This window comes from Rhizobium sp. Leaf384 (genome assembly GCF_001424065.1).
GTDB lineage: Bacteria > Pseudomonadota > Alphaproteobacteria > Rhizobiales > Rhizobiaceae > Ferranicluibacter.
This window is the reverse complement of record NZ_LMQE01000006.1, coordinates 250224-276743: the sequence shown is the minus strand read 5'-3', so window position 1 is coordinate 276743 and position 26520 is coordinate 250224. Positions and strand designations below refer to the sequence as shown.

General features: G+C 63.6%; 20 protein-coding genes and 1 tRNA gene. 11 read left to right on the top strand and 10 right to left on the bottom strand.

Annotated elements, in window-relative coordinates; all coding sequences use genetic code 11:
• Positions 1-193 precede the first annotated feature (193 nt).
• Both treY and ASG25_RS14905 read left to right on the top strand, forming a co-directional pair.
• On the top strand, positions 194-2827 hold the full coding sequence (treY, locus tag ASG25_RS14910; RefSeq protein WP_062475288.1) for a malto-oligosyltrehalose synthase: 2634 nt from the start codon (positions 194-196) through the stop codon (positions 2825-2827).
• Positions 2828-2925: 98 nt separating this feature from the next.
• A complete protein-coding gene (locus tag ASG25_RS14905) occupies positions 2926-4440 on the top strand; it encodes a phospholipase D-like domain-containing protein (protein ID WP_156379865.1) in 1515 nt (504 codons plus the stop codon).
• Positions 4441-4520: 80 nt separating this feature from the next.
• Here ASG25_RS14905 and ASG25_RS14900 read toward each other — a convergent pair whose 3' ends face one another.
• Positions 4521-5489, bottom strand: a complete 969-nt coding sequence (locus ASG25_RS14900; protein WP_062475285.1) for a lysylphosphatidylglycerol synthase domain-containing protein — start codon at positions 5487-5489, stop codon at positions 4521-4523.
• Positions 5490-5763: 274 nt separating this feature from the next.
• Between ASG25_RS14900 and ASG25_RS14895 the strand changes: the two genes are divergently transcribed.
• Together ASG25_RS14895 and ASG25_RS14890 are read left to right on the top strand one after the other, a co-directional pair.
• On the top strand, positions 5764-6489 hold the full coding sequence (locus ASG25_RS14895) for an endonuclease/exonuclease/phosphatase family protein (RefSeq protein WP_244479416.1): 726 nt from the start codon (positions 5764-5766) through the stop codon (positions 6487-6489).
• 31 nt (positions 6490-6520) lie between these two features.
• Positions 6521-6706, top strand: coding sequence for a hypothetical protein (locus ASG25_RS14890; protein WP_062475278.1), 186 nt, complete (start codon positions 6521-6523; stop codon positions 6704-6706).
• A gap of 93 nt (positions 6707-6799) precedes the next feature.
• On the opposite strand, the gene ASG25_RS14885 is transcribed toward ASG25_RS14890, so the two are convergent.
• Together ASG25_RS14885 and ASG25_RS14880 are read right to left on the bottom strand one after the other, a co-directional pair.
• Positions 6800-7018 (bottom strand): CopG family transcriptional regulator, encoded by a 219-nt coding sequence (locus ASG25_RS14885; protein ID WP_156379864.1) that lies wholly within the window; start codon positions 7016-7018, stop codon positions 6800-6802.
• Positions 7019-7215: 197 nt separating this feature from the next.
• Positions 7216-7653 (bottom strand): plastocyanin/azurin family copper-binding protein, encoded by a 438-nt coding sequence (locus tag ASG25_RS14880; RefSeq protein ID WP_062475271.1) that lies wholly within the window; start codon positions 7651-7653, stop codon positions 7216-7218.
• A gap of 254 nt (positions 7654-7907) precedes the next feature.
• Here ASG25_RS14880 and ASG25_RS14875 point away from each other — a divergent pair, with 254 nt between their 5' ends.
• Entirely contained in the window at positions 7908-8738 is an 831-nt protein-coding gene (locus ASG25_RS14875; protein ID WP_162242197.1) for a DUF1206 domain-containing protein, read from the top strand.
• Between the two features lie 108 nt (positions 8739-8846).
• Here ASG25_RS14875 and ASG25_RS14870 read toward each other — a convergent pair.
• A tRNA-Val gene (locus tag ASG25_RS14870) sits at positions 8847-8921 on the bottom strand.
• 106 nt (positions 8922-9027) lie between these two features.
• On the bottom strand, positions 9028-9390 hold the full coding sequence (gene cpdR1, locus ASG25_RS14865) for a response regulator CpdR1 (RefSeq protein ID WP_018327941.1): 363 nt from the start codon (positions 9388-9390) through the stop codon (positions 9028-9030).
• A gap of 217 nt (positions 9391-9607) precedes the next feature.
• Between cpdR1 and ASG25_RS14860 the strand changes: the two genes are divergently transcribed.
• Positions 9608-10492 carry an N-formylglutamate amidohydrolase gene (locus ASG25_RS14860; protein WP_062475265.1) on the top strand — a complete coding sequence of 295 codons (885 nt, stop codon included), beginning with the start codon at positions 9608-9610 and terminating at the stop codon, positions 10490-10492.
• A 429-nt stretch (positions 10493-10921) separates the two neighbouring features.
• Positions 10922-11695 carry a histidinol-phosphatase gene (hisN, locus tag ASG25_RS14855; RefSeq protein ID WP_062475262.1) on the top strand — a complete coding sequence of 258 codons (774 nt, stop codon included), beginning with the start codon at positions 10922-10924 and terminating at the stop codon, positions 11693-11695.
• On the opposite strand, the gene ASG25_RS14850 is transcribed toward hisN, so the two are convergent.
• On the bottom strand, positions 11696-12808 hold the full coding sequence (locus ASG25_RS14850) for an alpha/beta hydrolase (RefSeq protein WP_244479415.1): 1113 nt from the start codon (positions 12806-12808) through the stop codon (positions 11696-11698). It lies immediately after the preceding gene.
• Positions 12809-13374: 566 nt separating this feature from the next.
• On the opposite strand from ASG25_RS14850, the gene ASG25_RS14845 reads away from it, so the two are divergent.
• A complete protein-coding gene (locus ASG25_RS14845) occupies positions 13375-13851 on the top strand; it encodes an Hsp20 family protein (RefSeq protein ID WP_062475259.1) in 477 nt (158 codons plus the stop codon).
• 63 nt (positions 13852-13914) lie between these two features.
• On the opposite strand, the gene ASG25_RS14840 is transcribed toward ASG25_RS14845, so the two are convergent.
• The gene (locus ASG25_RS14840; protein ID WP_062475256.1) at positions 13915-14970 is read right to left on the bottom strand and encodes a low specificity L-threonine aldolase; all 1056 of its coding nucleotides are present in this window, start codon (positions 14968-14970) and stop codon (positions 13915-13917) included.
• A 594-nt stretch (positions 14971-15564) separates the two neighbouring features.
• On the opposite strand from ASG25_RS14840, the gene gltB reads away from it, so the two are divergent.
• Positions 15565-20316, top strand: coding sequence for a glutamate synthase large subunit (gene gltB, locus ASG25_RS14835; protein WP_062475253.1), 4752 nt, complete (start codon positions 15565-15567; stop codon positions 20314-20316).
• Between the two features lie 295 nt (positions 20317-20611).
• A complete protein-coding gene (locus tag ASG25_RS14830; protein ID WP_062475250.1) occupies positions 20612-22066 on the top strand; it encodes a glutamate synthase subunit beta in 1455 nt (484 codons plus the stop codon).
• A gap of 137 nt (positions 22067-22203) precedes the next feature.
• Here ASG25_RS14830 and ASG25_RS14825 read toward each other — a convergent pair whose 3' ends face one another.
• A complete protein-coding gene (locus ASG25_RS14825; protein WP_244479424.1) occupies positions 22204-22572 on the bottom strand; it encodes a helix-turn-helix domain-containing protein in 369 nt (122 codons plus the stop codon).
• Between the two features lie 183 nt (positions 22573-22755).
• On the opposite strand from ASG25_RS14825, the gene ASG25_RS14820 reads away from it, so the two are divergent.
• A complete protein-coding gene (locus tag ASG25_RS14820) occupies positions 22756-23367 on the top strand; it encodes an NAD(P)H-dependent oxidoreductase (protein ID WP_062475241.1) in 612 nt (203 codons plus the stop codon).
• A 23-nt stretch (positions 23368-23390) separates the two neighbouring features.
• Here the strand turns inward: ASG25_RS14820 and ASG25_RS14815 are convergent, their stop codons facing one another.
• The gene (locus ASG25_RS14815; RefSeq protein ID WP_244479414.1) at positions 23391-24749 is read right to left on the bottom strand and encodes a DUF459 domain-containing protein; all 1359 of its coding nucleotides are present in this window, start codon (positions 24747-24749) and stop codon (positions 23391-23393) included.
• Between the two features lie 79 nt (positions 24750-24828).
• Positions 24829-26049: a lytic murein transglycosylase gene (locus tag ASG25_RS14810; protein WP_062475238.1), complete on the bottom strand. Its 1221-nt coding sequence runs from the start codon at positions 26047-26049 to the stop codon at positions 24829-24831.
• Between the last annotated feature and the right edge of the window lie 471 nt (positions 26050-26520).

The window sequence follows — 26520 nt, the reverse complement described above, 5'->3', positions numbered from 1 at the left end:
CCAATCCGGTTCGCCGCGATCAAGTTTTCGCGCGTTTCTGCCTCCGCGCAGGCAAAGAGTTTGCGCCCGCACCGCCCGAGGCGGGAACCAACAGGCAGGGATGCCTGTTCATGCTGCGCCCGAGCAAGGTCCGTCGCCTTGCGCGCCGGGCTCCTGCGCATGTTCCGACCTCTCCAAAAGGCAGTCCTCCACGATGACAGTTCCGATCGCCACCTATCGGCTCCAGTTCCGCAACGGCATGACCTTCGACAAGGCCATCACGCTGATCGACCACTGGAAGGCGCTCGGCATCAGCCATCTCTACGCCTCGCCGATCTTTGCCGCGACGGAAGGTTCGACGCATGGCTACGACGTGACCGACCCCAACGCGTTCGACGCGACGCTCGGCGGGCGAGAGGGCTTCGATCGCCTGTCGGCAGCCCTGAAGGCCGCCGATATCGGGCTCATCCTCGATATCGTGCCGAACCATATGGCCGCATCGCTGGAGAACCGCTGGTGGCGGAGTGTCGTCGAATGGGGCGAGCAAAGCCCCTATGCGCACTACTACGATATCGACTGGTCCCGCCCTCTGACGATCGCAGAACTCGGCAAGAGCTTCGACGAGGCCCTGGACGATGCCGAGATCGAGATCCGGCTCGACGAAACCGCTGGCAACCTCGCACTCGGCTATTACGAGAGCAACATTCCGCTTCACCCCTCGAGCTACGGGATGGTGCTGGAGGGTGCGCCAGGCACGCTCGGGGCGAAGATCGCAGCGCTCGCCGCATCCGCCTCCGCAGAGGAAGACGAGGCCTTCCACCATACGATGCACACCCTCATCGCGGGCGGTTCGCAGGCTGATCGAACGGCGCTTTCGACGTTTCTCTCCGGCTTGCCGGCCGAACGGGTCCGAGCTGCGCACGCGGCGCAGGCGTTCCGGCTCGTGCACTGGAAGACGGCGGCGAGCGATCTCAGCTATCGCCGCTTTTTCGAGGTGGCGGGCCTTGCCGGTCTGCGGGTCGAAGCGCCGGATGTCTTCGAAGCAGCGCATCGCCTCATTCTCGAACTGGTCCGCGATGGCACGGTCGATGGGCTGCGCATCGACCATGTCGACGGTCTCGCCGATCCGGAAGCCTATCTGCAGACCTTGCGCGATGCGGTCGGTCCCGATGTCTATCTCGTTGTCGAGAAGATCATCGAGGGGAACGAGCGCGTGCCTGCGAGCTGGCCGATTGCGGGAACGACGGGCTACGAATTCATCGCGGCGCTGGCGCATCTTTTCGTCGATTCCGCGCAGGCAAAGGCGCTTGATGCGGCGTATACGGAGTTTGCCGGCGGTGAGGACTATGCGTCGATCCTGAAGGACGCCAAGGCGCTCATGCTCGATGTCAACTTTGCGGGCGAGATCAAGCGGCTCGTGGCTTTGGCAGGTTCCTCGGTCGGGGGAGAGCATCACGACGCGGCGCTGGATGCGGCGCTCAAGGCCTTGATCACGGCCTTTCCGATCTACAGGACCTACGGCACGCGGGATGCGATGAACGCGGACGATCGAAAGGTTCTCGATCGTGCCGCCGGCGAGGCTTCCGAAACGCTGTCGACCGACGGGCGCAAAGCGCTCGATGCCATCGTTGCCGTGCTGTCCGGCGCGACGCAGGGGGACGCGTTCGAGTTCCGCAGCCGGTTCCAGCAGGTCACGGGTCCGGTCATGGCGAAAGCCATGGAGGATACGGCGTTCTACCGCTACCACCGGCTGCTCGCCTTGAACGAAGTGGGCGGCGATCCGGCCGAGGAAGAGATGTCGATTGCGCATTTCCATGCGGCGATGCGGCGCCGTGCCGCCGAGCAGCCGCATGCAATTACCACCACGTCGACCCACGACACCAAGCGCGGCGAGGATGCGCGCGCCAGGCTGTATGCCATCAGCGAGGCGCCTGCCGAATGGGCAGAGGCCGTGTCCCGCTGGCACGCCATGAACATCCGCCTGATCACGACGCTCGATGACGGCCCTGCGCCGGAGCCTGCGGTCGAGTGGGCGCTCTATCAGGCGCTCGCCGGTGCCTGGGAAGAAACGTCGTCGACGCCGGACGCGGCAGCGCTCGAGGCCTTGGCGGAGCGCTTTTCCGCCTATGTGGAAAAGATGCTGCGGGAAGCAAAGCAGCGCAGCAACTGGTCCGAGGTGAACGAGGCGTATGAAGGCGCCGTGCAGGCGTTTGCCGCCGGGCTTCTTTCGCCGGATAACAAGGCGTTTCGCGATGATTTCGTGAGGACGCTGCAGCCTTTCGCACAGGCAGGGCTCGTCAACGGGCTCACCCAAACACTGGTGAAGATGACGGCTCCCGGCGTGCCGGACGTCTATCAGGGGTCGGAACGTTCGGATTTCAGCCTGGTCGATCCCGACAATCGGCGCATGCCGGACTATGCGGCCATGGCAGAACGTCTGGAAGCGGCCGACGGGTTTTCTTTCGATGCCGAGGCGCGTGCATCCGGACAGGCAAAAATCGCTCTGACTGCACGCCTGATCTCGGCGCGACGTGCGTCGCCCGGTCTTTTCGAGGATGGCGACTATCAGCCGCTCGATGTCTCCGGGATGGCGAGCGGCAGCGTGGTCGCCTATGCGCGCCGGTCGGGCAATGCCGCCGCCATTATCGTTGCTCCCTGCAAGGTGCTCGGATTGCTCGGCAAGGGCGATCTCAGCAGAGCCTTCGATGCGATCCGGGTCTCCCTGCCGGACGGTCTGGCCGGCCGGTCCTACCGCAATGTCCTCCATGGCGGAACGGTCGAGGTCGGGCAAACGCTGGATCTGCTAGACATCGAGGGCTCGCCCTATCTTCTCCTGATCACGGAATAGTTGCCCCACCGGACGAAATCTCCCGGAACTTTTCGGCATTCGTGGCGTTTGGTAACGCCACGAAGTATGGCCTGAAGAACCGGTCGGGGGATTTGCACGTGTATCATGTCGGCCAGGAGAATGACGGTAACCCTCTTCAGGAAGGGTCTTCTGGCGACAGCGAGACAAGCATCATCCGGATTGGCGAGAATGCCTGGCGTCGGGAGACGGCAGACAAGATCGCCTTCATGATCGACGGCAAGGCCTATTTTGAGACGTTGGATCGGGCCTTGCGGCTTGCCTCCCGGCGGATCTGGATCATCGGCTGGGATTTCAGTCCCGACATCCGCCTGACGCCGGAAGATCCGGAGAGCCCGACGCTGGGAAACCTTCTGCTGTCCCTTGTCGAGGCCAAGCCTGCGCTCGAGATCCACATTCTCGTCTGGGCAATGGGGCCCATCTATTCCGGCAAGTCGCTGAAGCTTTTCCGCAAGAAGGGCTGGGCGAGCCATCCCCGCATTCATCTGAATTTCGACACGCATCATCCGCTGCGCGGCTCGCACCACCAGAAGATCGTCTGCATCGACGATACCACGGGTTTCATCGGCGGAATCGACCTGACCGCGCGGCGCTGGGACGACAGCGACCACAGGCCGGGCCATCCGCTGCGCGTGACGCCGGATGGCGAGGCCTACGAGCCGGTGCACGACATGCAGGCCGCCGTTTCCGGACCTGCCGCCCGCATGCTGGGCGATGTCTGCCGTGAACGCTGGTTCTATGCCATGGACGAGACAATCGTGCCCGTCGACGGGGCGGAAACTGCCTGGCCTGAAACGCTGGCGCCGGCGCTGACCGGATGCCCTGTCGCGATCGCCCGGACCACACCGGCAACGATCGGCAACGAGGGTATCCACGAATCCATTCACATGCTGACCGATGCGCTGACCTCGGCCCAGCATGTCGTCTATATCGAAGCGCAATATCTTGCTGCCTTCGGTATCGCCGATATCCTCATCGAGCGGTTGGCACGGCCGGACGGCCCCGAAGTCCTGATCGTCGTGACCCGGATCTCGCACGGGTTCATCGAGAAGGTCATCATGGGCACCAATCGCGACAGGCTGATCCGCCGGCTGAAGCGCAACGACCCCTATGACCGGCTGCGCGTGATGTATGCCGTCGTGCCGAGCGACGACGAAGACGGGCAGCAGGAGGTGCTGGTCCATTCCAAGCTGGTCATCATCGACGACCGGTTTCTCCGATTGGGCTCGTCGAATCTCAACAACCGCTCCGAAGGCATGGACACCGAAGCCGACATGGCGATCGAGGCCGTCAGCGAGGAACAGCGCGCAGCCATCGCCGATATCCGCTACCGGCTGCTCGCCGAGCATCTCGACAGCACGCCGGATGCGGTCCGCGACACGATTGCACGTCTGAACTCGCTGCATGATGGGGTGGAGGCGCTGAACACGGGGCGGCGCGGGCTTCGGCATTTCGATATCGACCTCACGGAAGGCGAGGAAGATCCGCTGCCGGGCACCGATCTCGTTGATCCTGCCGGACCGATCCACCCGATCGACACGCTGCGTCGCGGCGCCAGTGCCATTGCCAGCCGCATTTTCGGCAGTGCCACCTGACGGCCGGCTTGCCGCGCTTCCACACCGTGCGCCTTTCAAACACTGATCGATCGAAACGATCTGCGAACGGCGATGGGACGTCAGGCAGGCGAGCCTGCATGTCGGCCGTCCATCTCGTCGCTTTCATCTGCGGACAGCGCAGACTTCCTTTTCACGAGGATTTCGCTGATCAGCAGGGTCGGCAGGCCGATGGCAAGCGGGATGAAATAGTAGATCACCCGGAAGGCGATGACGGCGGCCACCGATTCTGCACCCGGAAGGATATGCGCGACCGTCGCTTCAAGAACGCCGATGCCGCCCGGGACATGGCTGATGATGGCGGCAACATTGGCGATGATCGAGACCGAGGCGACCTTGAGATAGCCGGCCTCCGCGAAAGCCGAGAGCATCTGGTGGAGGCTGGCTGCGACAAAGGCGAAATTGAGCGTGCCGACGACGATCTGCGCTGCGGCGATGGGCAGCTTCGGCAGGTCGAAGCTCCAGCTTTTGATGGTCAGCGGCTTGCGGACGAAAGCGGAGAGCATGAGGTAGACGACAGGCGCGATCAGCGAAATGATGCCGATGGCAAAGACCGCGCTACGGCTGAGACCGGTCATATCGGCCGCGTCCTGCGGGCGGAGCAGCAGGCTTGCGCCTCCGAGCGTCATCAGGCCAAGCGCAACCGTTACGCCGCAGAAGAGCACGATCTTCGCCACATCCTCGGCCGTCAGGCCCCAGCGGGCGTAGTAGCGGTATCGCACCGCACCGCTGCTGAGCGCGGCAACGCCGACATTGTGGCCGATCGACAGGCTGACGAAGGACGCAAGGGCTGTCTTGTAGAAAGGCAGGCGCTTGCCGGTGTAGCGGACGCCCAGCGCATCGAAGCAAGAGAGGCATGCATAGGATGCCGCCGCGAATGCGAGACCGAGAAGCAGGTGCGAAACCGGAATCGCCCGCAAGGCCGTCAGGATTTCGTCCAGCGTATACTGACGCAGCGTCTGAAAAAGCAGATAAACGGCGAAGAGAACGGCCGCAACAGCGACAACGCGAAAGATAATCCGAAGGCTCATTCGATGGTCGCTCTCTCAAGACGTGAGGCCGAAACCGCGTTGGCAGGCGTTTCTCTTGTCCTGCGCATCGCATATCAGGGCACAGGCGCGACGATCGCGACCGCTTTGTCGCACGGAACGAATTGGCCCCCCATCGGGTTCCCTCGCCATGCCTGAACATCCTGCCCCGTCATTCACCCCCTCGCATGCCGCACCGTTCTCCCCCATGCCGCAGCCGAGCGTCCTGTCGATCCTCACATATAATGTCCACAGCTGTATCGGCACGGACCGGCGCATGGATCCGGAACGCATTGCCGAGGTCATCGCGGCGGCGCAGCCGGACGTGATCGCGCTGCAGGAGGTCGATGTCGGCCGCGCGCGCACCGGTGGTATCGATCAGGCAGCTCGGATCGCCGATGCCCTGAAGGTGACGGCACACTTCCATCCCGCGCTGCATGTCCGCGACGAGCAATATGGCGACGCCATCCTGACGGCTCTGCCATCGCGGCTGGTGAAGGCTGGTCCCATCCCGTCCATGGGCGAGACCCGGGGCGCGCTCTGGGTCGAGGTCGAGGTGGACGGTCGCACCGTCCAGATCTTCAACACGCATTTCGGCCTCGGCCGCACCGAACGGCGACGCCAGGCCGAGGCGCTCCTTGGGGACGCGTGGATCGGCAATGACGCTTGCCGTACCGCGCCGGTCATTCTTGCCGGAGACTTCAACGCCATCCCGTCCTCGGTCGCCTACGGGCTTTTGAAGCGCCGGCTTCCGCCTGTCCGGGTCGGCGACGATCCGGGGAAAGCGGATGGAGGACGCAGGCGTATCGGGCCGACGTTTCCGTCGCGCTTTCCGCTTCTGCGGCTCGATCACATCTTCGTTTCGGAAGACATCGAAACCGTGTCAGCTGGGCCCGTCCGCACGCCGCTCTCCCGCATTGCCTCCGACCACCTGCCGCTGCAAGCAAGCCTGCGGATTGGTGGGTCGGGAAAGATCGGAACCATCGCCAACCCGACCCGTTAACGGCAGGAATGTAACAGGAAAGGATGAGATCATGCCAAATCGTGACCCGCTTCCGACGCCCGAAACCGATACGCCGCGGGGGCCGATCTCCACGCCGGGGATCCCCGACCGCGGTCAGGACAGTTCACCGGTGCCGCCCGTGATCGCACCGGGCGACACAAAAAACCCGAACGATCCGGCGTTGCTGCCGATCGGTGATCCTGCCGGGATTGCCTGACCGGAACTGATGCGCCGGCATAGTGTCTTTCGACGATGATGACAAAAGGGCCGCGGCACGTTTGCTGCGGTCCTTTGCGTTTCAGAAGATATGTCAGAGACTGCCGTCGCCTTTAAAATAGCCCGGATATTGGACGAATTCCGGATCCGGCTTGCCGGGTACGGGCGGCGCTGCCTCGTCCATATTGTCGAGAAATCCGTGCGTGCGCATCCATTCCCGGACAATGCGCTGGATTGCCTCGTCGCGTGAAATGTTCTGCTGCCGCGCGTGCGTCGTCAGGGCCGCTTCGAGATCGTCGGGAAAGTTTGTCATGCCGAAGCCTCGCTGTCCGGTGCCGATGGCCAACAACGTGCCCTTGGCCCAAACGTTCCAGCAAGCCCCGGCCGAGAGATGCTTCGGCAAGGCTTGCTGGACATCAAAGACAGCATTTCCGCGTATTATGCCGGAGCGAAGCCAGGGCGCCGGACGCGGTTACCGTGCCCCGGCCACCGCTCCTGGAGAAACAGGTGTTACGGCGTGACCGTCAGCTTCGCCTGCATGCCCGCTTCGTAGTGACCCTTGATGTTGCAGAACACGAGGTAGGTGCCGGCCTTCAGGGTCGTCTTCAGCTGGCCGTCGGCGCCCGGCTTCAGATCTTCGACTTCGCCGAGGCTCTTCAGCTTGCCTTCCTCGACGCGGTGCTTGGCCGTGTTCAGCGGAATTTTCTGGTCGGGCGACTTCAGCCGCACGACGATCATCTCATGCTCTTCGCCGACAGCTGCATTGTGGACGGTGAACACCGTAGCACCCGCCTTGACCGTTGCAGGCTCCAGGCTGAGGCCCATTTCACCGCCGCCTTCGCCGCTTTCCACCACCTTGATCGTGTTGGCGGCAAAGGCCGTTGTGCTGAGAAGAGCAAATCCAGCGGCTGCCACGAGAGAAAGCGCCGAGCGGGAAAGAGAGGTCATAGGATCATCCTTTATCTGAAACTCGCGTCGTATGGGAACGAGCGTCCGCATTCCGACTGCGAGGCTGGAGCTTGGTTCAGAGAGCCTGTCGATCACCCGTCCAGACGATACGAGCGTCAAGGGGAGGGGAATGCCCACCGCACATTGACATCCGGCGCGGCCGGTCAATCTTCCTGACACAGAGCAGACCAACAGACGCAGGCGATCCGGCATCCAGCCGGCGCACATGCGGAAGCATCATGATCGGGGGGACGATGACCAACACATTCGAATTTCTTGCCAGATGGGGTTATGCGGCGCGCGGCGTCGTCTACATCACGCTCGGCCTGATCGCCCTCATCGGTTCTTCGTCCGGCGAAGAGGCCAGCACGCATGGCGCCCTGTCCAACCTGCTTGGCCAGCCGTTCGGCCGGTTTCTTCTGGCAACCGTCGCCATCGGACTGGTCGGCCATGTCCTCTGGCGGCTGGCGCAGGCGCTTCTCAACGCCGACAGCCAGGAGAACAACGCAAAGGGCTATCTGGCGCGCGCCGGCAATCTCGCAAGCGCCGTCATCAACGGCACGCTCGCTCTGGCCGCCGCCCGCCTCGTGCTGGCATCCGGAGACGGATCGGGCGAAGGCAAGAGCCCTGTGGCGTGGCTGATGCAGCAGCCGTTCGGCCGCTTTCTCGTGGGCGCCGCAGGCGCCGTCATCATCGCCGCCGGTGCCGTCCAGGCCTGGCGGGGAATCTCCGGCGCGTACCGCAAGCGTCTCTCGCTGCCGTCCGACAAGCGCAATCTGCTCGGGGGCATCTCTGTCTTCGGCCTTGCGGCGCGGGGGCTCGTTCTGTCGATCACCGGCGGGTTCGTCCTTTTCGCCGCGGTCGTGGTGGATTCGGGACAGGCCGGCAGCGTACCGGAAGCACTCGACTGGGTCCGCAACCTGCCGACGGGCACCTATCTTTACGCGCTGGCGGCAGCCGGTCTGATTGCGTTCGGCCTCTACAGCTTCATCGAGGCGCGCTATCGCAGCATCGATGCACCCGAACAGGCCGACGTGAAGCGCGGCGTCGCCAAGGCGGCGTCGGCCGTCGACAGACTGTCGTGAAGATAGCTGGCTATCGCGTGCCAAGGCGCGTCGACCGAACGGAAAGCGTCGTGGCGGCCAATCCCTGAAATGCAAAAAGCCCTGTCGAAACAGGGCTTTTGAAGAGGATGGTGGGCGTGACAGGGATTGAACCTGTGACCCCTACGATGTCAACGTAGTGCTCTCCCGCTGAGCTACACGCCCATCCGTGCCGCGCATAGACCACAAACCTTTTTGAGCGTCAACAGGCATCGTGATGCTTTTTTGACAAAAGGAGAGCGCCGGTGCGCGGGGCCGGGCTGGTGACCTGTCAGGCCGCCAGCATCTTGTTGACTTCGTCGACCAGGTCGCGAAGGTGGAAGGGCTTGGACAGAACCTTGGCGTCCTTCGGAGCCTTGCTGTCGGGGTTCAGCGCCACGGCCGCAAAGCCGGTGATGAACATCACTTTCAGATCGGGATCAAGCTCGGTCGCGCGGCGCGCCAGTTCGATACCGTCCATTTCCGGCATGACGATGTCGGTCAGGAGGAGCGAAAAGGGCTCTTCCCGCAGGCGGTCATAGGCACTCGCTCCGTTGTCGAAGGAAAGGACCTTGTAACCGGCTTTTTCCAACGCCTTCACCAGGAAACGGCGCATGTCGTTGTCGTCTTCTGCGAGGAGAATTTTGGGACTCATGGATTTCCAGCCGTTGCTGTCTAGGTCTTCTCTATAGACGGGAAGGTGCGGTCGCCTCATGAAACCGCCATGGGGTAAATATCCCGTGAAGACCGGACGTCAAGACCGGGCGACACGCGAGCCCGCAACCCTCGTGAGGGGCGACTATGGACACAGATGCGGGCAACTGGCAACATGAACGAAGCGGCAAGATGACGACATGGTAAAAAGGATCGCGATGGAGGAGACGGTTCGGGAACACGACCTGTTTTGCGTTCGCGAGCCGGACGATCAGAAAATCCCTTTTGTTTTCAACTCTCCGCACAGTGGCAGGCTCTACAGCGAGGCGTTTCTGGCGCAGTCGCGACTTGATGCGCGCGCCATTCGTCGCTCCGAGGATCATTATGTGGACGAGCTTTTCGGCCGTGCGGTCGGGCTCGGCGCGCCGATGCTGGTCGCGCATTTCCCGCGGGCTTTCCTCGACGTCAATCGCGAACCCTACGAGCTGGATCCGCGCATGTTCGACGGTGCCCTGCCGCCGCATGCCAATATCAGTTCGATGCGCGTCGCCGGCGGGCTTGGCACCATACCGCGACTGGTGGCCGAGAACATGGAGATCTATCGCACCCGCATGCCCGTCGAGCATGCGCTGGAACGGATCGAGACGATCTACAAGCCGTATCATGCAACGCTTCGCCGCTTGATCGCACGCACGCATGTGCTGTTCGGGCGGGCGATCCTCATCGACTGCCACTCCATGCCCGGCAATGTCCGGGTGGCCGGGAGCGGCCTGCGGCCCGACATCATCATCGGCGACCGGTACGGCACCAGCGCCTCGGCGGACCTGTCCCGCATGGCCGTGACCTTGCTCGAAAACCTCGGCTTCACGGTGACGCGCAACAAGCCCTATGCCGGTGGATTCATCACGGAGCATTACGGCCGTCCGACGCGCGGTCTGCACGCCTTGCAGATCGAGATCAATCGTGGGCTCTACGTGGACGAGACGACGCTGGTGAAAAAGCCGGAATTCGAATGGCTCGCCCATCTCCTCGGCACGTTCGTGGCCGATTTTGCAGCCCATGTCGCGGGCTCGACAGAGAGCCTGCCGCTCGCAGCAGAATAGATCTTCGCAAGGATACGCGGGGCTTTCATGCCCTGACCGGGGTGGCCCTGACCATTGGCCACGGTCACTGGCCAAAAAAAACCGCGCTTGTCGCGCGGTTAAGTCTAGGGAGGAAACACCCAAGGAGGGTATCTACAGCCACGAGTGACTGTAGGGCGAGTGTGATATTGCGGCGCACCATTGTCAAGACCAGCCGGGCGCAGATGACGAATAGGTGACATGCTAAGAGACGAAATTTGTTTGATAATTTTTGAAATTGCCGAATATTTGTGCGCGAAATCGGATGGAATGCCACCGTCTGCATATGACATGTGCGTTGTCGGTCACGATTGCTGAAAACTTGTTCTGCAATTTCTTTTCAAAATAATTTCGTCTAAGCATCCTCCATCGTCATCTCGAGGCTCGAACGGGTCGTTTCAGGAGAGTGCCATGCTGCCGGACCGTCTTTTCTTCGATCGCCTGGCCGACGCAGCCAAGGCCGAGACCCTGCCGCGGTTCCGCATGGGGATCGGGGTCTCCAACAAGCTCGAAACCGGTTTCGATCCCGTGACGGAGGGAGATCAGGCAGCGGAACGCGCCATCCGGGCGCTGATCGAGGCGACCTTTCCCGATCACGGTATCCTGGGCGAGGAATACGGCACCGTGGGTGCCGATCGCGATTATGTCTGGGTCATCGATCCGATCGACGGCACGCGCGCCTTCATCTCGGGCCTGCCGGTCTGGGGGACGCTGATCGGCCTTTATCACAAGGGACGCGCCGTGATGGGGCTGATGGACCAGCCCTTCACCGGCGAGCGCTTTTTTGCCGCCGACGGCGTCACGCACTATCAGGGCCCCGAGGGCGTGCGGACGCTCCAGACCCGCGACTGCGGCGCGCTGTCGGCAGCAACCATGTTCACGACATCGCCTTCCCTGTTCCATGGCGACGTCAGGACGAAATTCGAGGCCGTGCAGGACAAGGTCCAGCTCGCCCGCTACGGCTGCGATTGCTACGCCTTCGCACTGCTGGCAGCCGGGCATATCGATCTGGTCATCGAAGCCGGCCTGAAGCCGTACGACGTCGGCGGCCTCATTCCGCTGATCGAGCAGGCGGGCGGAATCGTCACCGACTGGAACGGCGGTCGCGCGGAGATGGGCGGAGAGGTGCTCGCGGCGGGCAGCGCAGCCGTTCATGCCGAAGCTCTGGCAATGCTCAAGGGGTAATCAGAGCACGAGCATGTCGTCGCCACTCAGGCTTTCCGTCACGTCCGGGCCTGCGCTTCCGGGAATGAAGGCGTCGATGGCGGCCAAGGCCTGCGCGCGGTAGCGATCGTCCTCCTGAAAGACCTCGTGTCGGGCGCCGTCGATCGGGATCAGGGTGGCTGCGCGGAAATTGCGCGCCAGGGCTTCGACGGCAGCATAGGGCACAAGCCGGTCGCGGGTCGGTGCCAAAAGGAGCGTCGGCACGGTGATGCGCGTCAGATGCTCACGGCGCGTGACGCGCCGGATGGCGCGGAAGGTTTCGTGCAGCCAGCGCGCGCTCGGCGCCCCCAGCGCCAATTCGGGATGCGCCTGCGTGATGGCGGCGTTGCGGGCGTAGCGCAGCGGATCCGACGAGACGAGGTTCTGTGGAAAGAGCATGGGCTGCTCCTTCGACAAGGCGAGCGCGCCGAGGCCGAGCAGGCTGACCGCGCCCGAGAGCAGGCCGATCTTGCCATGGCTCATTCGCTGGTTGCCCAGTGCGACAAAGGGCGCATTCAGCACCATGCGGTCGATCCGCGTTGCCAATCGCGGCGCCTGGGCGAGCGCCACGAGCGCACCCATGGAATGCGCGACCAGGAAGAACGGAAGGCGCGTATCCGGTAGCACGATCTTTTCGAGGAAGATCGACAGGTCCTGCTCATAGTCGGAAAAGCGGCGCACATGGCCGCGTCGCAGCTGTTTCAAAAGGCGCTCGGAGCCAGCCTGTCCGCGCCAGTCGAAGGTCGCGACCCAGAGACCGCGGGCGAGGAGATCGCCGATCATCTCGAAATATTTCTCGATCGATTCATTGCGTCCATGCAGCAGGACGACCGTGCCCTTGGCGGCGGTGTCGCCGCTGCGGAAGACGGCGTAGCGCAGGCGTCGCCCGCCGGTCCCGGTAAAAAAGCCGACGGTATGGCGTCGCGGATCGGCAGCGGCGGGGGGGATCGGATTGTCCGGTGTCGGAAACAGCCGTGGCGTCAACTGCGTCGCATCCGCGGCGCGCGGGCCGTCCGCCGCGCGCGGTGCGGTCATGGCGCCGGCATCGGGCTCCTGGGTGAGGTTCTGGCTTTGCGGAGCGGAGGGTGTCTGCATCAATGTTCCGATCGGCGGTCTCGGCATTCGGGTGCGGTGCCGTCGCCGACACCCTAGCGCTTCGGTGTTTAAGGCGGGTGAACGACAGACGAGGCCATCGAGCCCGTGATCCTCGACCATCAAACCTATTTCACCAGCAGACCTATTTTAAAGGCGGCATGCCGTCAAAGAACACGCGCCCGCCTGGACGTCTTGCCAGCGTTCGCAGGCAGGGTGGGTCCGGGACGAAAAAAGGGCCGGAGCGGCGGGGAACCGCGTCCGGCCCGGAAGGGCGAAACAGGAGCGCAACGGGGACTGCAGCCTTTCAGGGACGATCCGGCTGCGTGTCTTGCTCCTGTTTCGATGAAGCCGTTCTAGCCGACCGCGGGTGAACCGAAATGGAATTGGCTGTTCATCTCCGGTTTATGTCGGTGATTTTGTCGTCCGGATGCCTCTTGACGGTCGAAATCGCCATTCCCATCTCAAGGTCACGGGCGCCGAAGAGGGCCCGGCCACCGGCTCGCCATCGCCGCTTTCGGGATGACGGACCAGACATCGCAACACGTTGCTCGACCAGTGAGGACACCATGCGTCACGTTGATTTTTCTCCCCTTTATCGCTCCACCGTCGGCTTTGACCGGCTGTTCACCATGCTCGACAGCCTCGGCCAGCCCGACCAGTCGCAGAGCTATCCGCCCTACAATATCGAGCGGACCGGCGACAACACCTACCGGATCACCATGGCGGTTGCCGGTTTCGACGAAAGCGAGCTTTCGATCGAGGCACGGGAACACACGCTGACGGTCAAGGGTGAAAAGAGCGAAGAGCAGACGGCTGAAAACCAGTTCCTGTATCGCGGCATCGCCAAGCGCGCTTTCGAGCGCCGCTTCCAGCTGGCCGAATATGTGGAAATCCGCTCCGCTTCCCTGAAGAACGGCCTGCTGCATATCGATCTCCTGCGCGAGATCCCGGAAGCTGCCAAGCCGCGTCGCATCGAGATCTCGGCCGCCCAAAGCGCACCGAAGCAGATCGAAGCCAACCACGTGGAGGCGAGCGTCAACTGATCGACCGCTCGTCGTTGAATGCAGGACGGCGTCCCGAAAGGGGCGCCGTCTTTCGTTTGGGGATCAGGCGCTGCGGCAGCCCTCGAGGAACGCATCGACATCGCCGGGTTCGGTCGCAAAGCTGGTGACGAGGCGATAGAGCCCCTCGTCGGCAGCGAGCGACCCCGCCAGGGCGTGGGGGACCGGCCAGGGATAGAACAGCGCGCCCTTTTCCTTCAGCGCCTCGGCGTTCGCCGTCTTCAGGATCACGAACAGTTCGTTGGCATTGGACGGCCAGGCAAGGCGGGCGCTGTTGCTGTCTGTGAGACCGTCCGCGAGGCGCTTGGCCATCGTGTTGGCATGTCGCGCGAGGTCAAGCCAGAGGTCCTTGTCGAGATAGGCTTCGAGCTGTGCGGACACGAACCGGGTCTTGGAGAAAAGCTGGGCCGAGCGCTTGCGCAGGTAGGGCATGTCGCCGGTTTTTGCAGGATCGAACAGGATCAGCGCTTCCGCGCACCAGCAGCCGTTTTTGGTGCCCCCGAAGGAGAGGATGTCGACGCCCCGTTTCCAGGTCATTTCGGCCGGCGTCGCATCCAGGGCAACCAATGCATTGGCAAAGCGGGCGCCGTCCATATGCAACGGCAAGGCATAGCGGCGCGCGATCTCCGAAACCGCGGAAATCTCGTCGAGCGTATAGACGGTGCCGGCTTCGGTCGCTTGCGTCAACGTCACGGCCATGGGTTGCCCAGCATGAACGGAGCCTGGGGGAAACCGCCTGATTTCGGCCTCCAGGCGTTCCGGATCCATCTTGCCCAGGGCGCCATCGACCGGCGCCATGCGCGCACCGAGAGAGAAGAATTCGGGCGCCCCGCATTCGTCCGAATTTACATGGGCCTCGCGGTGGCAGAACACGTGTCCGCCGGGGCGCGTGACGCTGGCAAAGGCAAGCGAATTCGCCGCCGTGCCCGTCCCGACGAAGAAGACGGCGACCTCGCGTCCAAACACCTCGGCCAGCATGGCCTCGACCCGTCGGTCCAGGGGGCTTGTGCCGTAGGCCGGGGCGAAGCCGGGCGCGGCCTTGACCAGACTTTCCGCAATCAGAGGGTGGGCACCGGCCCAGTTGTCGGAGGAGAAGATCATGGGGCTTCCGATGGTCGAGAGAAAGGGTCAAGGAAGGGGCAAGTTCGAAGACAGGAGGGTGTCGAACCGAGCGTGACCATAATCGCCCGGTCCCGGCAATCAATCCCGCTCGTGTCGCGAACGACACTTGCAGACCAGTTTGAAACCAATGGAAACACTCTCCATCAGCCGCGCAACTTTCTTTCGCCAATTGCGGGATAACCGACATTTTTGCATTGGCGGTGCTGTTTATTTAAGCGCAATCCCTTGCGGTCACCGGAGGTTTCTGGCATAGAGCCTGTGAAATAGGACAGGCTTGCTGTCCTATTTCGGTCTGGAGACCGAAAGGCCCGAAGTGCCCATCACGTGGCGCGGGGCTGGTACAGGGAAACACTCTCTCGCGGCGGGCCCGAAGGGCTCCTTTGCGCCGTCGGCCGATGCCGGAGTCCCCTGTCAAATGGTCGCGGATCACCTGACCCGATACCGCCAAGCTTTGTTTGCGAGCGGAACAGGATCATGCAACGATAGACCGGGCGTCACCGCGTGTTTGAAGCCGCGCGTGCGCCCCGACGACGGCAGGCCCGATAGACAGGGGCCGCAACTGGAGGGAAGACGATGACGCGTATCACGCCATCACATGACGCCGGATCCCATCGCGCAGAGGTCGAGGCCACTGCGACGACGACGGCCGTGTTCCCGAAAGCGTTTCCCGAAAACACATACAAGGGTGGCCTGCCGGCCAAGCAGGGCCTCTACGATCCGCGCAACGAGCACGATGCCTGCGGCGTCGGCTTCGTCGCGCACATGAAGGGCGTCAAGTCGCACAAGATCGTGCGGGACGGCCTGTTCATTCTGGAAAACCTGACGCATCGCGGTGCCGTCGGTGCCGATCCGCTCATGGGGGACGGCGCCGGCATTCTGGTGCAGATCCCGGATCGCTTCTTCCGCGAGGAGATGGCGGCCCAGGGCGTGACGCTGCCGCGCGCCGGCGATTATGCCGTCGGCTATCTGTTCATGCCGCAGGACGAGGCGCAGATCGCGCACTTCAAGCAGGTCATCGCCGACGTGGTGGCTGAAGAGGGCCAGTCGCTGCTCGGCTTCCGCGACGTGCCGGTCGACAATGCTTCGCTGTCGAAGGCGCCGCATATTGCGGCCACCGAGCCCCGCCATATCCAGGTGTTCATCGGCGCCGGCCGCGATGCCGCGACGAATGCCGAATTCGAGCGTCGTCTGTTCACGCTGCGCAAGGTCATCTCCAACCGGATCTACGACGCCTACAAGGGTGCGGAAACCGGCTTTTATCCCGTGTCGCTGTCGTCGAAGACGATCATCTACAAGGGCATGTTCCTTGCCTATCAGGTCGCGGCCTATTTCAAAGATCTGGAAGACCCGCGGTTCGAGAGTGCGGTCGCGCTCGTGCACCAGCGCTTCTCCACCAACACCTTCCCGTCCTGGAAGCTGGCGCATCCCTATCGCATGGTCGCCCATAACGGCGAGATCAACACGCTGCGCTCCAACGTCAACTGGATGGCGGCCCGTCAGGCGTCGGTGTCCTCGCCGCTTTTCGGCGACGACATCTCGAAGCTCTGGCCGATCTCCTATGAGGGGCAGTCGGACACCGCCTGCTTCGACAATGCGCTCGAATTCCTCGTGCAGGGCGGCTACTCGCTTGCGCATGCGGTGATGATGCTGATCCCCGAGGCCTGGGCCGGCAACCAGTTGATGGGGCCGGAGCGCAAGGCTTTCTACGAATACCATGCCGCCCTGATGGAGCCTTGGGACGGTCCGGCAGCGGTCTGTTTCACCGACGGCCGGCAGATCGGCGCAACGCTCGATCGCAACGGCCTGCGTCCGGCCCGCTACCTGGTCACCGATGACGACCGCGTGATCCTCGCGTCGGAAGCCGGCACGCTGCCGGTTCCGGAAGAGAGCATCGTCAAGAAGTGGCGTCTCCAGCCGGGCAAGATGCTGCTGATCGACATGGAGCAGGGCCGCATCATCTCGGACGAGGAGGTGAAGTCTTCGCTCGCCGGCCAGCATCCCTATCGCAAGTGGCTCGACAACACGCAGCTGATCCTTGAAGAGCTGAAGCCGGTGGAGCCGCGGGCGTTGCGTCGCGACGTCTCGCTGCTCGATCGCCAGCAGGCGTTCGGCTACACACTCGAAGACACGAAGATCCTGATGTCGCCGATGGCGACGACCGGGCAGGAAGCGATCGGCTCGATGGGAACGGATACGCCGATCTCGGCCATGTCGTCCAAATCCAAGCTGCTCTACACCTATTTCAAGCAGAACTTCGCCCAGGTCACCAACCCGCCGATCGATCCGATCCGCGAGGAGCTGGTGATGAGCCTCGTGTCCTTCATCGGACCGCGGCCGAACATTCTCGACCATGTCGGGGCCTCGCATGCCAAGCGGCTCGAGGTGCGCCAGCCGATCCTCACCAATGGCGATCTGGAAAAGATCCGCTCCATCGGCCACACGGAAGACCGGTTCGACACGAAGACGCTCGACTTCACCTATGATGTCGCGCGCGGCGCCGAAGGCATGCCCGAAATCCTCGACCGGCTCTGTGAGCGTGCGGAAGCCGCCGTCAAGGGTGGCTACAACATCATCGTGCTGTCCGATCGCCAGGTCGGTCCGGATCGCGTCGCCATTCCGGCGCTGCTCGCCACGGCGGCCGTGCACCATCACCTGATCCGCAAGGGCCTTCGCACCTCGGTCGGCCTCGTCGTGGAATCGGGCGAGCCGCGCGAGATCCATCACTTTGCGCTTCTCGCCGGCTACGGCGCCGAGGCGATCAATCCCTATCTCGCCTTCGACACGCTGACCGACATGCACAAGCGCGGCGAATTCCCCAAGGAAGTCGACAGCAGCGAGATCGTCTATCGCTACATCAAGGCCGTGGGGAAGGGCATTCTCAAGGTCATGTCCAAGATGGGGATTTCGACCTACCAGTCCTATTGCGGCGGGCAGATCTTCGATGCCGTCGGTCTTTCGAGCGAGCTGATCGAGCGCTATTTCTTCGGCACGGCCACGCAGATCGAGGGGATCGGCCTCAAGGAAATCGCCGAAGAGACCTTCAACCGTCACCAGGCGGCCTTCGGTCCCGATCCGGTTCTCACGAACACGCTGGATGTGGGCGGCGAATACGCCTACCGCATGCGCGGCGAAGGCCATGCCTGGTCGCCGGATTCGATCGCGTCGCTCCAGCATGCCGTGCGTGGCAATGCACAGGACCATTATCGGGCGTTTGCCGACATGGTGAACGGCGCTGCCCTGCGGATGAACACCATTCGCGGGCTGTTCACCATCAAGGGTGCGGAAGGTCTCGGCCGCACGCCGATTCCGATCGAAGAGGTCGAGCCGGCCGCCGAGATCGTCAAGCGCTTCTCGACCGGTGCCATGTCCTTCGGCTCGATTTCGCGCGAGGCGCACACGACGCTCGCCATCGCCATGAACCGGATCGGCGGCAAGTCGAACACCGGCGAAGGCGGCGAGGAGAGCGATCGCTATTTCCCGCTTCATGACGGTTCGGCCAATCCGGAGCGGTCTGCGATCAAGCAGGTGGCGTCCGGCCGGTTTGGCGTGACGACGGAATATCTCGTCAATGCCGACATGTTGCAGATCAAGGTGGCGCAGGGTGCAAAGCCCGGCGAGGGCGGTCAGTTGCCCGGCCACAAGGTCGATGCGACCGTTGCCAAGACCCGGCACTCCACGCCGGGCGTCGGCCTCATCTCGCCGCCGCCGCACCACGACATCTATTCGATCGAGGATCTGGCGCAGCTGATCTACGATCTGAAGAATGTGAACCCCGACGCCAATGTTTCGGTGAAGCTCGTCTCGGAAGTCGGCGTCGGCACGGTTGCGGCCGGCGTCGCCAAGGCGCGCGCCGATCATATCACCGTCTCGGGCTATGACGGCGGCACGGGCGCTTCGCCGCTGACCTCGCTGAAGCATGCCGGCAGCCCCTGGGAAATCGGCCTTGCAGAGACGCACCAGACGCTGGTGCTGAACGGCCTGCGCTCGCGCATCGCCCTGCAGGTCGATGGCGGGTTGAAGACCGGTCGCGATGTGATCATCGGAGCGTTGCTCGGTGCCGACGAGTTCGGATTCTCCACCGCACCGCTGATCGCCGCCGGCTGCATCATGATGCGGAAGTGCCATCTGAACACCTGTCCGGTGGGCGTGGCAACGCAGGACCCGGTCCTGCGCAAGCGCTTCAAGGGTGCGCCCGAGCACGTGGTCAACTACTTCTTCTTCGTCGCGGAAGAGGTGCGGGAAATCCTCGCCTCGCTCGGCGTGTCGAAGTTCGACGACATCATCGGTGCGTCCGAACTCCTGGAGAAGGACACGCTGATTTCGCACTGGAAGGCGAACGGTCTCGATTTCTCCAACATCTTCTACAAGGTGGATGCGCCGAAGGAAGCGACCTACTGGACCGAGAAGCAGAACCATCCGATCCACGACATTCTCGACCGCAGGCTGATCGCGGAAGCGATGCCGGCCCTGGAATCCAAGACGCCCGTGAAGATCGAGGCCACGATCAAGAACGTCGACCGCTCGGCCGGCGCCATGCTTTCGGGCGAGCTGGCCAAGCGCTGGCGGCACAAGGGGCTGAAGGACGACACGATCGTCGTGACGCTCCGTGGCACGGCGGGCCAGTCGTTCGGCGCGTTCCTCGCCCGCGGCATCACCTTCGATCTGATCGGTGACGGAAACGACTATGTCGGCAAGGGTCTGTCCGGCGGGCGCATCGTGGTGCGTCCCTCCGAGGAGTCGAAGATCAAGGCGGCGGAGTCGATCATCGTCGGCAACACCGTGCTCTACGGCGCGATCTCGGGCGAGTGCTACTTCAACGGCGTCGCCGGCGAACGCTTCGCCGTGCGCAATTCGGGCGCCATCGCGGTGGTCGAAGGCGTGGGCGACCATGGCTGCGAATACATGACGGGCGGCGTGGTGGTCGTGCTCGGCGAGACCGGCCGCAACTTCGCGGCCGGCATGTCCGGCGGGGTGGCCTATGTGCTCGACGAGAGCGCCGATTTCCCGCAGCGCTGCAACATGGCCATGGTCGAGCTGCAGCCGGTGCCCGAGGAAGACGACATGCTGGAAAAACTGCATCATCATGGCGGCGACCTCATGCACAAGGGCATGGTGGACGTTTCCGGCGACATGACGCGCCATGACGAGGAGCGGCTGGTGCAGCTTATCTCCAACCATCTTCACTACACCGGCTCGCCCCGCGCCAAGGAGATCCTCGACAACTGGGCGGAGTTCCGGCCGAAATTCCGCAAGGTCATGCCGGTCGAGTATCGTCGCGCGCTCGAGGATATGGAGCGGATGAAGATGGCGGAAGTCGCCGCATAGGGCAGAGGCACCTGGAAGGCGGAGGCGGCGCGGCAATGCGTGCCGCACCGCGCCCGGTTCGTTGTCCCGCCCGTTGCTTCGGCATCGGCGTGCCGGCCACAAGGCAAGGCCGCGCCGGGACGACAGGGCCTTGCGAGGAGATCTCTCTCTGCAAGGTGTCCTCGGGTGCGCGTTCGTCGGATCGGGCGAGACTATGATGAAACGCTGCCGGGCGCCCGGCAGTCAGCAACAGAAACGGGTGGAAGGCTGAGCGGGTGGCATCAGCGCTTTCACGGCGACGATTGAGGGTAGAGTCATGGGCAAGGTTACAGGTTTCATGGAGATCGACCGGCAGCTGGCAAAGTATCAGCCGGCCTCTGATCGCATCCGTCATTTCCGGGAATTCACGATCCCGATGTCGGAGCCTGAAGTCCAGAAGCAGGCGGCGCGCTGCATGGATTGCGGCATCCCCTTCTGTCACGGCCCGACCGGCTGCCCGGTGCACAACCAGATCCCCGACTGGAACGACCTCGTCTATAGCGGCAACTGGGAAGAGGCGATCCGCAACCTGCACTCGACCAACAACTTCCCGGAGTTCACAGGCCGCATCTGCCCCGCGCCGTGCGAGGAAGCCTGCACGCTGAACCTCGAGGATGCGCCGGTTACCATCAAGACCATCGAGCAAGCGATCGCCGACAAGGCGTACGAGATGGGCTACATCGTGCCGAAGCCGGCCGTGACGAAGACCGGCAAGTCGATCGGCATCATCGGTTCCGGTCCGGCGGGCATGGCGGCGGCCCAGCAGCTGGCGCGCGCTGGCCATGCGGTGCATGTCTACGAGCGCGAAACCAAGGCCGGCGGCCTGCTGCGTTACGGCATCCCGGACTTCAAGATGGAAAAGAACTTCATCGACCGGCGCGTCGAGCAGATGACCGGCGAAGGCGTCACCTTCCATTATGGCGTGAATATCGGCGTGGATCGCACGGTGGAGAGCCTGCGCGACGAGCACGATGCCGTGCTTTACTGCGGGGGGTCCGAGACACCGCGCGACGCGGGCATCCCGGGCGTCGATTTTGCCGGCGTCCATGATGCCATGCCCTATCTCGTGCAGCAGAACCGCCGCGTGGGCCGCGAGAACATCGACAGCGTCGGCTGGCCGTCGGATCCGATCTTGGCCGGCGGCAAGCACATCGTTGTCGTCGGCGGTGGCGACACCGCGTCCGACTGCGTCGGCACCGCGTTTCGCCAGGGCGCCGTCAAGGTGACCCAGCTCGACATCCGGCCACAGCCGCCGGAAAAGGAAGACAAGCTCGCCGTCTGGCCATTCTGGGCCACCAAGATGCGCACGTCCTCGTCGCAGGCCGAAGGCGCCGTCCGCGAATTCCAGGTCGCAACGCTCGAATTCGTCGGAGAGGACGGCGTTCTGACCGGCGTGAAGTGCTGTCAGGTCGACGATCGCCGCAAGCCGGTTCCCGGCACGGAGTTCGTCATCAAGGCCGACCTCGCCTTCATCGCCATCGGCTTCAGCGGCCCCTTGAAGACCGGTGTCCTCGCGGAACTCGGCGATACGCTGGCCATCCACACAGACCGTCGCGGCTCGAGCAACGTGATCGCCGATGACAAGGACTATCGGACCTCCGTCGACAAGGTCTGGGCGGCCGGCGACGTCCGTCGGGGCCAGTCGCTCGTCGTCTGGGCCATCCGCGAGGGTCGACAGGCGGCGCGTGCAATCGACGAGGCCCTGATGGGCTCGAGCGTCCTGCCGCGCTGATCCCGCAGCTTGCCATCACGATCGGTGTCCGGTTCGCCGGACATCCGCGGTGCGGGGAGCGCCGCCGCCCGCACGCAGCAGATCCGCGACGCCTGTGGGGTGCGGGCGCAGAGATCTGGCGACGGCCTCTCGGGCGATCAGGCCTGCCGCTGGTCGTAGGCCAGGCGCGCCCGGTCGATCTGGTCCTGATTCTCAAAGGCCCATGAGCCGAGCGCCTGGACGGGCTCGCGCAGAGACTGGCCGAGATCGGTCAGCGCATATTCCACCTTTGGCGGAATGGTCGGGTAGATCGTCCGCGTCACCAGACCGTCTCGCTCGAGATTGCGCAGCGTCAGCGTCAACATACGCTGCGAGATGCTGCCCAGCGCCCGCTTGAGCGCGTTGAAGCGCTTCGGTCCGGGCGTCAGCAACATCACCACCAGCACCGACCATTTGTCGCCGATCCGGGACAGAAGGGCGCTCGCCGCCCGGCAGTCATGGCTCTCGTGCAGCGTCTCCAGCGTCATGTCCTTATCTGCAGGTGTCATCAATGTGCCTCCTTGCGCACGCTTCGACACATCATTCATAGTGCCTCGGTATGGAAAAGTAACTGGATTTTCCAGCGTCTCGCAGAACACAGCGCGGCGTTGCGTTTCCATGCGCCATCCTCATCGAAGACCTTGCACATCGTGCAGCAAAGGACAGACACCATGAAGCTTCTTCACCTCGATTCCAGCATTCTCGGCGATCACTCCGTCAGCCGGGCGCTGTCCAGGGCGGCCGTCGAACGCCTGACGTCCGTCCATCCCGACATCGAGGTCACCTATCACGATCTCGCCGCCGAGCCGGTCGCCCATCTGTCCGGCCGGTATCTGGCCGGACAAAGCGACGATGTGCAGCACGATCAGGCGCTGCAAGAGGACTTGGCGCTGGGCGGCAAGGTTCTCGAGACGTTTCTGGAGGCCGACATCGTCGTCATCGGCGTGGCACTCTACAATTTCGGCATCGCAAGCCAGCTGAAAAGCTGGGTGGACCGCATCTGCGTCGCCGGCAAGACCTTTCGCTACACCGATGCCGGTCCGCAGGGTCTGGCCGGCGACAAGCGCGTCATCCTAGCGATCGCGCGAGGCGGGCTCTATGGACCGGGCACACCGTCGCAGTCCTTCGAGCATGCCGAGACCTATATGCGGTCCGTTCTCGCCTTCATCGGCGTTACCGCACCGGAGGTCTTTGTGGCCGAGGGTCTGGCGCTCGGCGCAGACAAGCGGGAAGCCGCGACAGAGGCGGCACTCGCAACGATCGCCGCGCTGAAGGCTGCCTGAGGAACGGCTTGCGCCCGCTCGGACTATCTGAGCGGGACCGCCTGCCAAGGCGGCGGTGCGGGCGCCGACGGAACGGGACCTACAACGGGCGTTGCCGGTTCGGCGGGTTTCGGTGTTTCCGGCACCAGCGCCGTCTTCACCAGCCGGAAATCGTCGATCCGCCCGAGGGGCGCAGGGGAGGGCTCCCCTTTCTCAACGAGAAGGTCTCGCGCGCTGCGCCCTGTGCTGGCCGGCAGGCTGGCGCCGTCGAGCAATGCGGATGCACCGTCGAGTTCCGGATCGACAAGGCTGATCGGCTGGGTCTTGACGATCGTCTCGCTGGTCGGCGCGGTGACGACAAGGTCCTTCATGCCGCTGGGATCCGGAATGTCTTCGCCCGGCGCCACGGTTTCGCCGAGGAGACGCCGGATGTCCTTCTCCACATAGAAGGCGAGCTTGCGCTTGCCGGCCGGCGTCAGGTTGATGCCGTCCGCACCGCGCAGGCGCACCTGCTGTCCGTTGATGTCGGAGCCTGTCGTCACGAACTTGCCCTGCTCGTCGACGAAGCCGTCCCAGATATCGATGAACTGCCCTCCGACCTTCTCTGCCTCGGCACGGAAGATGCCGTTGAAGGTCACCATGTCCGTGGTCATCGCCGGTGACTGGAACGAGGGCATGCCGACCCAGAGCAGCGGAACGTTGCGGCCGCGGGCAAGGGCTGCGAAGGCGGCGACGCGGCGGGTATATTCGGCCGTCCAGGCATCCGTGCGATACTTTTCGCGCACGGCGCCGATCCGCATCTGCTGGCGGTCGTTCGCCCCGAAGCTGACGATGATCAAGGCCGGCTTCACATCGTCGGCATAGACGGGGAGCATGTCGGGCCAATCGAAATAATCGTCGCGGACCATGCCCGAGGAGCCTTCGCTGCGATCCTCGACGACGATTCCCGGGCTGTCGGCGAATGCCGCTTTCAGGCCGTCGCTGAGGCTGCCCGCGATGAAATCGCCGACCACGAGCACCGTCTTTGCGTCCGGCTGTTTCTCCACGGCTGCCGGCGCTTCGGGTAGGACCGGGGCGGCACGCGGCTTGGTGCGCTGGGGCTTGGGCGGACGACGTACCCTTGGGGGGGCCTCCCGGTAGACGGTCCCCTCGTCGCCGTAGGTCTCGTAGATGCGCTGCTGCTGGCGCGGCCGGCCGAAGAACATGTCGAGGATCGTTCGGCGTTCCTGCGCGTGCGCGCTGCCGACAGGCGGCAGCCCCGTCACGACGGGTACGGCGAGGGCGAAGGCCAGAACGAAAGCAAGGACGAAGACGGCGATCCGGTGCAGACAGGTTCTCCACGCCGGTCTCAGCAGCACGCTGCTCTGGCGACGGGGACGGCTGGCTGTTCTCGGCATCGACATCGGCATTCCCGCCCGGGCATCCTGCCCGGTTCTCTTCTGATCCGGCAAGCCCTCTCAAAAAGGCCCGCCGATTCCGCGTTCAATCCCGCAGGGCGCGCAGGAGGTTCTGCGTCGGCTGGCCGTCCGGGGCCATGCCGTTCCGGCTCTGGAAAGCCTGGATCGCGGCCTTCGAGCCGGAGCCGAAATTGCCGTCCACCTCGCCATCGTAGTAGCCGAGTTCCTTCAGCCGCGACTGGAGCTCGAACTTCTGCTTGACGTCCAGCGTACCGTCGGGCCGGCTCCAGGCTTGCTGCATGCCACCATAGCCGGCGATTTCGTCGGCAAGGAGGCCGACGCCGAGCGCGTAGCTGTCGGAGGCGTTGTAGCGCTTGATCACGGAAAAGTTCTTGGTCATCAGGAAGCCCGGGCCGTTGCTGCCGCCCGGCATTTTCAGCGTGGCAAGAATGCTGCCGTCACGAAAGCCCTTGCCGTTCGGCCGGGTGAAGCCGAGGGCGGCCCACTGCTTGAGCGTCTTCGTCTGCCCCTGCAGATCGGATCCGCCGGCCGGGACGGCCGTCTCGTAGCCCCAGGTCATGCCGGGCTGCCAGCCGTTCTTCTTCAGAAGGTTTGCCGCGGTCGCCAGGGCGTCGGGCACGGAGTTCCAGATATCGCGATGGCCGTTGCCGTCGGCGTCGACCGCATACAGCAGGTAGCTCGTGGGAATGAACTGCGTGTGGCCCATCGCCCCGGCCCAGGAACCGTTGAGTTCGCGCGGCCCGACGTCTCCCGACTGCAGGATCTTCAGTGCGGCAATCAGCTGGGTCTTGGCAAACTTGGCGCGCTTCGGATCGGCATAGGCAAGGGTCGCCAGCGCCCGCGGTACATAATGCAGGCGGTCGTCCTTTTCCAGAACGGCGCCGTAGTTAGATTCCATCGACCAGATGGCCAGGAGCACGGTGCGGTCGACCCCGAAATGCTTCTCGATCGCGTCCAGCGTGCGCCGGTGCTTGACCGCCATTTCCTGGCCGACCTTTTGCGTGTAGGGGTTCACGCGGCTATCGATATATTCCCAGATCTTGTGCTTGAATTCCGGCTGGTAGTTGGCCTTCTCGATCACGGTCTCATCGGGGCTCTTCACGCCGGCGAAAGCCTTGCGGTATGTGCTCTCGGTGATGCCGGCCTTGGCGGCCGTCGCATAGAAACCGTTGATCCACTTCTGGAAGCCGGCATCGGCAAAGGCGGGCGTGGTGGCAAGGAACGTGGCGGCGGCGACCAGGGCGGCGCGGAGGTGGCGGCGAAGGGGCAGACTGTTGCTGTTCATCGGTCTGTCGTTTCCGTAATCTTGGTCATGGGCGCCGGACGCGACGCGCAAACCATCACTGTACCATTCCAGAACCGTCCCTCTTGCGCTCGCGGGGACGGATCTGACGCGTGCCGGCATTGGTTTCGCGCCGGTTCCATCGAGACTATCGAAATGTGGTCAACAAGTTCTTTACCATGTCGGGGGTCTTGCGTCTTGAGCAGCGAAAAAATAGCGTGACGAGGCTATAGATGTTCACGTTCATGTGACGGACCCGTGTCATGTTCACCGGACATTCACCCCGGATCGTTCATGGAACCGGGCATGCAGGGCCCGCTTGGCCGCGTATTTCCAGAAACGGATCGCACCGGTCTGGAGACTGCGGGCGGGTACGACATATCACTGTCCGTCAGACGCCGGGCTTTCGGGAGCAGCGACGTCATCCGGTGGAAACGGCGCTGCCACGGACCCATCGGGATCGACGGTCCTTTC

What these genes read in the sequence shown, in the direction of transcription:
- ASG25_RS14895 (WP_244479416.1), top strand. Translation starts at nt 5,764, where the DNA reads ATGGATCCGGAACGCATTGCCGAGGTCATCGCGGCGGCGCAGCCGGAC.
- hisN (WP_062475262.1), top strand. Translation starts at nt 10,922, where the DNA reads ATGCTGCCGGACCGTCTTTTCTTCGATCGCCTGGCCGACGCAGCCAAG.
- ASG25_RS14880 (WP_062475271.1), bottom strand. Translation starts at nt 7,653, where the DNA reads ATGACCTCTCTTTCCCGCTCGGCGCTTTCTCTCGTGGCAGCCGCTGGA.
- ASG25_RS14840 (WP_062475256.1), bottom strand. Translation starts at nt 14,970, where the DNA reads ATGATCTTCTCCTCCGACAACTGGGCCGGTGCCCACCCTCTGATTGCG.
- treY (WP_062475288.1), top strand. Translation starts at nt 194, where the DNA reads ATGACAGTTCCGATCGCCACCTATCGGCTCCAGTTCCGCAACGGCATG.
- ASG25_RS14890 (WP_062475278.1), top strand. Translation starts at nt 6,521, where the DNA reads ATGCCAAATCGTGACCCGCTTCCGACGCCCGAAACCGATACGCCGCGG.
- ASG25_RS14815 (WP_244479414.1), bottom strand. Translation starts at nt 24,749, where the DNA reads ATGTCGATGCCGAGAACAGCCAGCCGTCCCCGTCGCCAGAGCAGCGTG.
- ASG25_RS14885 (WP_156379864.1), bottom strand. Translation starts at nt 7,018, where the DNA reads ATGACAAACTTTCCCGACGATCTCGAAGCGGCCCTGACGACGCACGCG.
- ASG25_RS14900 (WP_062475285.1), bottom strand. Translation starts at nt 5,489, where the DNA reads ATGAGCCTTCGGATTATCTTTCGCGTTGTCGCTGTTGCGGCCGTTCTC.
- ASG25_RS14830 (WP_062475250.1), top strand. Translation starts at nt 20,612, where the DNA reads ATGGGCAAGGTTACAGGTTTCATGGAGATCGACCGGCAGCTGGCAAAG.
- ASG25_RS14810 (WP_062475238.1), bottom strand. Translation starts at nt 26,049, where the DNA reads ATGAACAGCAACAGTCTGCCCCTTCGCCGCCACCTCCGCGCCGCCCTG.
- ASG25_RS14825 (WP_244479424.1), bottom strand. Translation starts at nt 22,572, where the DNA reads ATGACGCTGGAGACGCTGCACGAGAGCCATGACTGCCGGGCGGCGAGC.
- cpdR1 (WP_018327941.1), bottom strand. Translation starts at nt 9,390, where the DNA reads ATGAGTCCCAAAATTCTCCTCGCAGAAGACGACAACGACATGCGCCGT.
- ASG25_RS14820 (WP_062475241.1), top strand. Translation starts at nt 22,756, where the DNA reads ATGAAGCTTCTTCACCTCGATTCCAGCATTCTCGGCGATCACTCCGTC.
- ASG25_RS14845 (WP_062475259.1), top strand. Translation starts at nt 13,375, where the DNA reads ATGCGTCACGTTGATTTTTCTCCCCTTTATCGCTCCACCGTCGGCTTT.
- ASG25_RS14875 (WP_162242197.1), top strand. Translation starts at nt 7,908, where the DNA reads ATGACCAACACATTCGAATTTCTTGCCAGATGGGGTTATGCGGCGCGC.
- ASG25_RS14850 (WP_244479415.1), bottom strand. Translation starts at nt 12,808, where the DNA reads ATGCAGACACCCTCCGCTCCGCAAAGCCAGAACCTCACCCAGGAGCCC.
- gltB (WP_062475253.1), top strand. Translation starts at nt 15,565, where the DNA reads ATGACGCGTATCACGCCATCACATGACGCCGGATCCCATCGCGCAGAG.
- ASG25_RS14860 (WP_062475265.1), top strand. Translation starts at nt 9,608, where the DNA reads ATGGAGGAGACGGTTCGGGAACACGACCTGTTTTGCGTTCGCGAGCCG.